The sequence below is a fragment of the Roseovarius dicentrarchi genome (assembly GCF_003316635.1).
GTDB classification, from domain to species: Bacteria; Pseudomonadota; Alphaproteobacteria; order Rhodobacterales; family Rhodobacteraceae; genus Roseovarius; species Roseovarius dicentrarchi.
In genome coordinates this window covers 1-4,664 of record NZ_QNQP01000050.1, presented here as the reverse complement: position 1 = coordinate 4,664, position 4,664 = coordinate 1, and the positions used below count along the sequence as shown (strand labels likewise).

Annotated in this window: 4 protein-coding genes; all 4 read right to left on the bottom strand. The window is 55.2% G+C overall.

What is annotated here, in order from left to right:
- Nucleotides 1-119: 119 nt before the first annotated feature.
- The 4 genes from DQ230_RS16585 to DQ230_RS16570 all read right to left on the bottom strand — a co-directional run bounded on the left by DQ230_RS16585 (nucleotide 120) and on the right by DQ230_RS16570 (nucleotide 4,292).
- Nucleotides 120-602 carry a Fic/DOC family N-terminal domain-containing protein gene (locus DQ230_RS16585; protein ID WP_203228119.1) on the bottom strand — a complete coding sequence of 161 codons (483 nt, stop codon included), beginning with the start codon at nucleotides 600-602 and terminating at the stop codon, nucleotides 120-122.
- Nucleotides 603-955: 353 nt separating this feature from the next.
- Nucleotides 956-1,135, bottom strand: a complete 180-nt coding sequence (locus tag DQ230_RS16580) for a hypothetical protein (RefSeq protein ID WP_113913672.1) — start codon at nucleotides 1,133-1,135, stop codon at nucleotides 956-958.
- Nucleotides 1,132-1,545: a hypothetical protein gene (locus tag DQ230_RS16575; protein ID WP_113913671.1), complete on the bottom strand. Its 414-nt coding sequence runs from the start codon at nucleotides 1,543-1,545 to the stop codon at nucleotides 1,132-1,134. The genes DQ230_RS16580 and DQ230_RS16575 overlap by 4 nt, the downstream gene beginning before the upstream one ends.
- The gene (locus DQ230_RS16570; RefSeq protein WP_113913670.1) at nucleotides 1,545-4,292 is read right to left on the bottom strand and encodes a class I SAM-dependent DNA methyltransferase; all 2,748 of its coding nucleotides are present in this window, start codon (nucleotides 4,290-4,292) and stop codon (nucleotides 1,545-1,547) included. The genes DQ230_RS16575 and DQ230_RS16570 overlap by 1 nt, the downstream gene beginning before the upstream one ends.
- Between the last annotated feature and the right edge of the window lie 372 nt (nucleotides 4,293-4,664).

Below are 4,664 nucleotides of genomic sequence, written 5' to 3'. Positions count from 1 at the left end.
CGAAACAGCGAAGAAAAAGCGAAAGGAGGCAACAGCATTGACGCCATCATAATCAGCAGATCATAACGACTGGGTGGGTCAGATCTCGATGAAAATGCCGGGTCAGTTCTCAATGACAATCAACAGCCAATCCAGTTCTGGCTGGTCCGAAAAGCACCGGGCTGTTTGCTCTCACCGCGCACACCAGTCAGCAAAATCTCGTGTGTCTGGCGTAGCAAACGGTTAGAGAGCGGCAGTTCCTCCAGCGCATCAATCGCAAAGTTGATCGCGTTGATGTAGTTCTGCACCTCAGACCAGTCGTCACGCTCTTCGGGGTTCAGATCATCGGCATCCTTGAATGCATCTTCAATGTTGGTCTGGGTGCCTTCGATCCTGCTCGATTGCGTCGCTTCCTTGGCAACATACATCCGGATGAAGAAATCGATATCAGGTATCAGCTGCGCAAAGGCATTCAACTCCCCAAGCGCGCGGTCAGCCCGGCCCACCAGCTCGCTCAGCTCTGGATCAGCGACAATCCACTCGTGACAGACGCGTTCGGGCAGGAACGCCCTGTATTGATAGCGCTCCTCAAGCTGGCCAGCTTTGAAGTCTGTAATGTTCATATGTCAGAAAACTGCCTGCGTTTGAAGATATGAAAAACCTTATGTCAGAAAGGAAGCTCGCAGCAAGCCTTATCTCAAAAATACGGGCATCATCTGAGATAGCGCGACTGCATATGTCAAATGCATCGGGCTCTGCGGGGAACACTATTGCCTATTTCGCCTGCGTGATGGGCAGCGTCTCATAGGGTTACCGCCCCAAATCACACCTTCGCAACAAAAACCAAGAAACAAAAAAATCCTTCAAAAACAAAAAAATACTAAGCTTATATCATACACCTTCCCACCGAACGAGGTGTGAGCAAAGTGGCGGTGAAATCACATTGAAATTCGAATTTATCACCGATAGCAGCTCGTTACCGTAGTTTGTCGAACAACCGACCAACATAAGTTGGTTTTACGAACATTTTGACGTCCCTACGCAAATTTGCAGAATCACTGTAGATAAATGCCGATTTCTGGCATTTATCTACAGTGATTGCCGGTGCAAGCCCGTCCTGCATATGCCCCATGCCGATCTTCTTGACCCCGGTCATAGAGAAATCCTGAAATCGCTGAGATAGGTGATGGCCCAAGCTGGCGGGCTGGGCCAACTGCGAAAGCCCTTTTCGTGCCAGGTCACGCTATCGGCGCCGATTTTGGCGTTGTCTTCCATAAAATGCACCAAGGCATCGTGGTCATAAAGATACACATCGTCACCGTGGATAAAGGCGACGTGGATCCCCTTCCCCTGATATTTGCGATCAATGATCAAGCGGCCTTTCAGCTGCACCTTGAGGAAGGTCTCTCCGTCGATATGCACGGCAATGAAATCGGCACCTTGCCAGTCATCGGTCAGACGGATGCTGTTGAACCCGTAATCGGCCAGCCGCGCCGCTACTTTCTGAAAGTTGTAATTTTCCTTCTGGCGCGAATTCAGATCGCCGTAGGCAATGCGATCGAACATCACGCGCTCACCTTGGTGGTCATTTTCGTATACATATCGAACAGCTTTTCCAGCCGCTCGGTGTCGTTGCGAAAGCGGCGGCCGATGTAGATGCGTTCCAGCACCTCGTCGTTGCGGGCGTGGGCGGCGCGCAGGTTTTCGGGCATAGTGTCAGGGTTGTAGAGATCGGCGATGGTGGCGGGGAAATGCGCCTCGCGGGCGAGCAGGATGTCGGTGGCGCATCGCGTAAGATCGGCTTTGTTTTTCTCTGTCAGCTTCGGGACGGGGAAGGTATTCCAGCCCATGGTGTTGGAGTAGCGGTATCGTGTTTCCAGCTTGCCGCAGACCGTGGCGATCCAGACCAAATGGATGCGGGAGGCGATCAGTGCCATATTCCAGAGCGGGGCATCGTAGAGGGCGAAGGCTTCACTTGTTACACTGGAGCGATTGTCAATTATTCCCGCCGGAAGAAATGGCCGCGCCTCCGACGACGTCCTGGGCATGGCCAGTGTCCAACTATCACCTATGCGCATCTCGCGCATTTGATGCGCACGCTTGGCCATTTCGTTTGCGCTTTTATCACGGCTGTCCAACCGCATTTTCCGCACGCCCTCAATCCGAGCCTTAACTGGCGCTATCTGCATGGCTTCTTCAAGGTGTCGGTCCTCAACCCACAGGCAATAGCGCTCCAGTCCACGGATAAACTCAGCAGAGCCATAAATGCGCCGGATGAACCGTTTGTGTTGGTCGGGCGTAAGGTTAAGCGCTGCAACCTCGTCGGAACTCATCAAGAGGTTTCCGCCATCAACAGGCTTGTTGCCGAAACTCATTTCTGCAACGCCTGTCAGTGGCTTTGATGATTTCTGAACAACAACGTTTGGCGCGGCGACCAGATAGGCGTTGATGTTATCGCCCTCTTTCAGCACCGTCTCACCCTCACTATCCAGCGAATAGAGTTTTCGCCCCTGCCCTGCGTGGTTAGAGATTCCGATAATCGCCACGGTCACACCTGCGTTGTGGCTGGCCAGGTTGGCCCATTTGAACGAGGTATGGGCAAAGGAAATCTCGTGCCCTGTCTCGAAAATGAGCGGCCAAAGGATCGGCACCTGCTGCCCCTGACAGATGGAGTTGGTGGACACAAAGGCCGACAAGGTCGGCGTGTGTAGCCCGTAATCGGCGGCTTTCATAAACCAGCCCGCGACATAGTCGAGCGACTTCCAGCTTTTGGTGCGCCCGTCAAAGATGCGGCCAAGGTCTTCTTTCTGCTCTTTGCTCTGCCACGTCGATCCCAGATAGGGCGGGTTGCCACAGATATAGGTTTCTCCGCCCTCGTTCTCGAAATCAATCTGGGCCTGCTCCAGCGGTGACATGAACAGATCGTCCGACTGAAACGTCACCCCCGTCCCCGTGGGCGGGCAGATCGACAGCCAGTCAAGCCGCAGCGCGTTGCCACAGGTGATCCAGTTTTGCGCATCCAGCGGCAGGAACTCGGCCAGCGCCTCTTTCTGGCCCAGATAGGTCACATCACACTGATACTCCGCAATGATTAGCGCAAGGCGAGCGATCTCGGCCGAGAAATCCCGCAGCTCTATCCCGCGGTAGTTGGTTAGGGGAATGTCACTGCGCCGCTCGGGCGTGCCGCTGCGCTTGTTCAGCTCGAATTCAAGCGCGCGGATTTCCTTGTAGGCGATGACAAGAAAGTTGCCCGACCCGCAGGCCGGATCAAACACCCGTATCTTGGCCATACGGGCGCGCAGGTTTTTCAACTTGCGCGGGTTGTCGCCCGCCGCCGTGAGCGCCTCGCGCAGATCATCAAGAAACAGCGGGTTCAGCACCTTCAGGATGTTCGGCACGGAGGTGTAATGCATCCCCAGTGCGCCGCGCTCCTCATCATCGGCCACGGCCTGGATCATCGAGCCGAAAATGTCGGGGTTGATCTGGGTCCAGTCGAGCGAGCCGATATGGCTGAGGTAGCGCTGCGCGATCTTGGAAAAGCGCGGCGCCTCGGTGCTGCCCGAGAACAACCCACCGTTCACATAGGGAAAGGCATCGGCCCAGCGGGGCAGCTTGGCCCCTGCCCTGTCCGCAATGGCAGTGTTCATCGCGCGGAAGATTTCGCTGATGATCTCGTGGGTGTTGGACCCATCGCGGTTCGACATCTGGTCAATCGTCGCGGTGAACAGGTTATCGCTGACAAAAATATCGGTGTCTTCGGCGAAGAAGCAAAAGATCAGCCGCGCCATGAAGTGGTTCATGTCATGGCGCCGCGCGGCGGTGCCCCAGTTGGGGTTATCCTCGATCAGTTTGACATAAAGCCGGTTGAGGCGGCTGGTCGCGCGGATGTCAAACGCGCTTTCGCGGATCTGCTTGACGGTGCTGATCCCCGCCAGCGGCAGGAAGAACCCGAAGTGGTCGGGGAAATCGGTATAGGCGCAGGCGATGGTGTCGCCGGTGGTGATGTCCTCGGCCTCAAGATCGGTGCCATCGGTGGCAAGGATGAACTTTGCCTTGGACTTGGTGGTGGCGGGGCTGTCTTTGAGGGCTGTGAGGGTCTGGGCCACCTCGCCCTTGATGCAGGTCTTGAGGTGGATGTTGCTGGTCTGAAGAACACCGTCGATGTCAGATTTGTTGGACGCGCCCGTGCGCAGGCGCTTGATGGTGGTCTCTTTGTTCCCGAACGCCAGCAGGAAGGCATAGGGGAACTCGCCCGCATCGAACGGCTGCTCGGCCAAGGTGGAAATGGCCTCTTCGATTTCAACAGCGTTCATGCTCTAATCCTTGCCGCAGTGTCGGTAAGCCCATGTAATACATACTGAGACCCAAGTCTTCCCTCAGGACCAAAAATTAGGATTGTAGACAGCTGCACAAAACCGCTTATTCTTGTGTGTATGCATTGATAATTAAAATGTGCGTGCCTTTTGCGATAATGGCACCCCGCATCCGTGAAATGCCATAAGGAATGCACAGAAGCGTTGTTTAAAGCCCTTTTGGGACGGCAGACAATAAAGCCTGAGCGTAAACATCCGCCGAGGGCCGCGGTCAGGCAGCCTTGACTTGGTGCGTTGCTGCGTTCCATTCCCACGGCAGCAACTCGTGCAGGCGTGAGACCGGCATGTCGGAGATGCGGGCGATGACGTCAG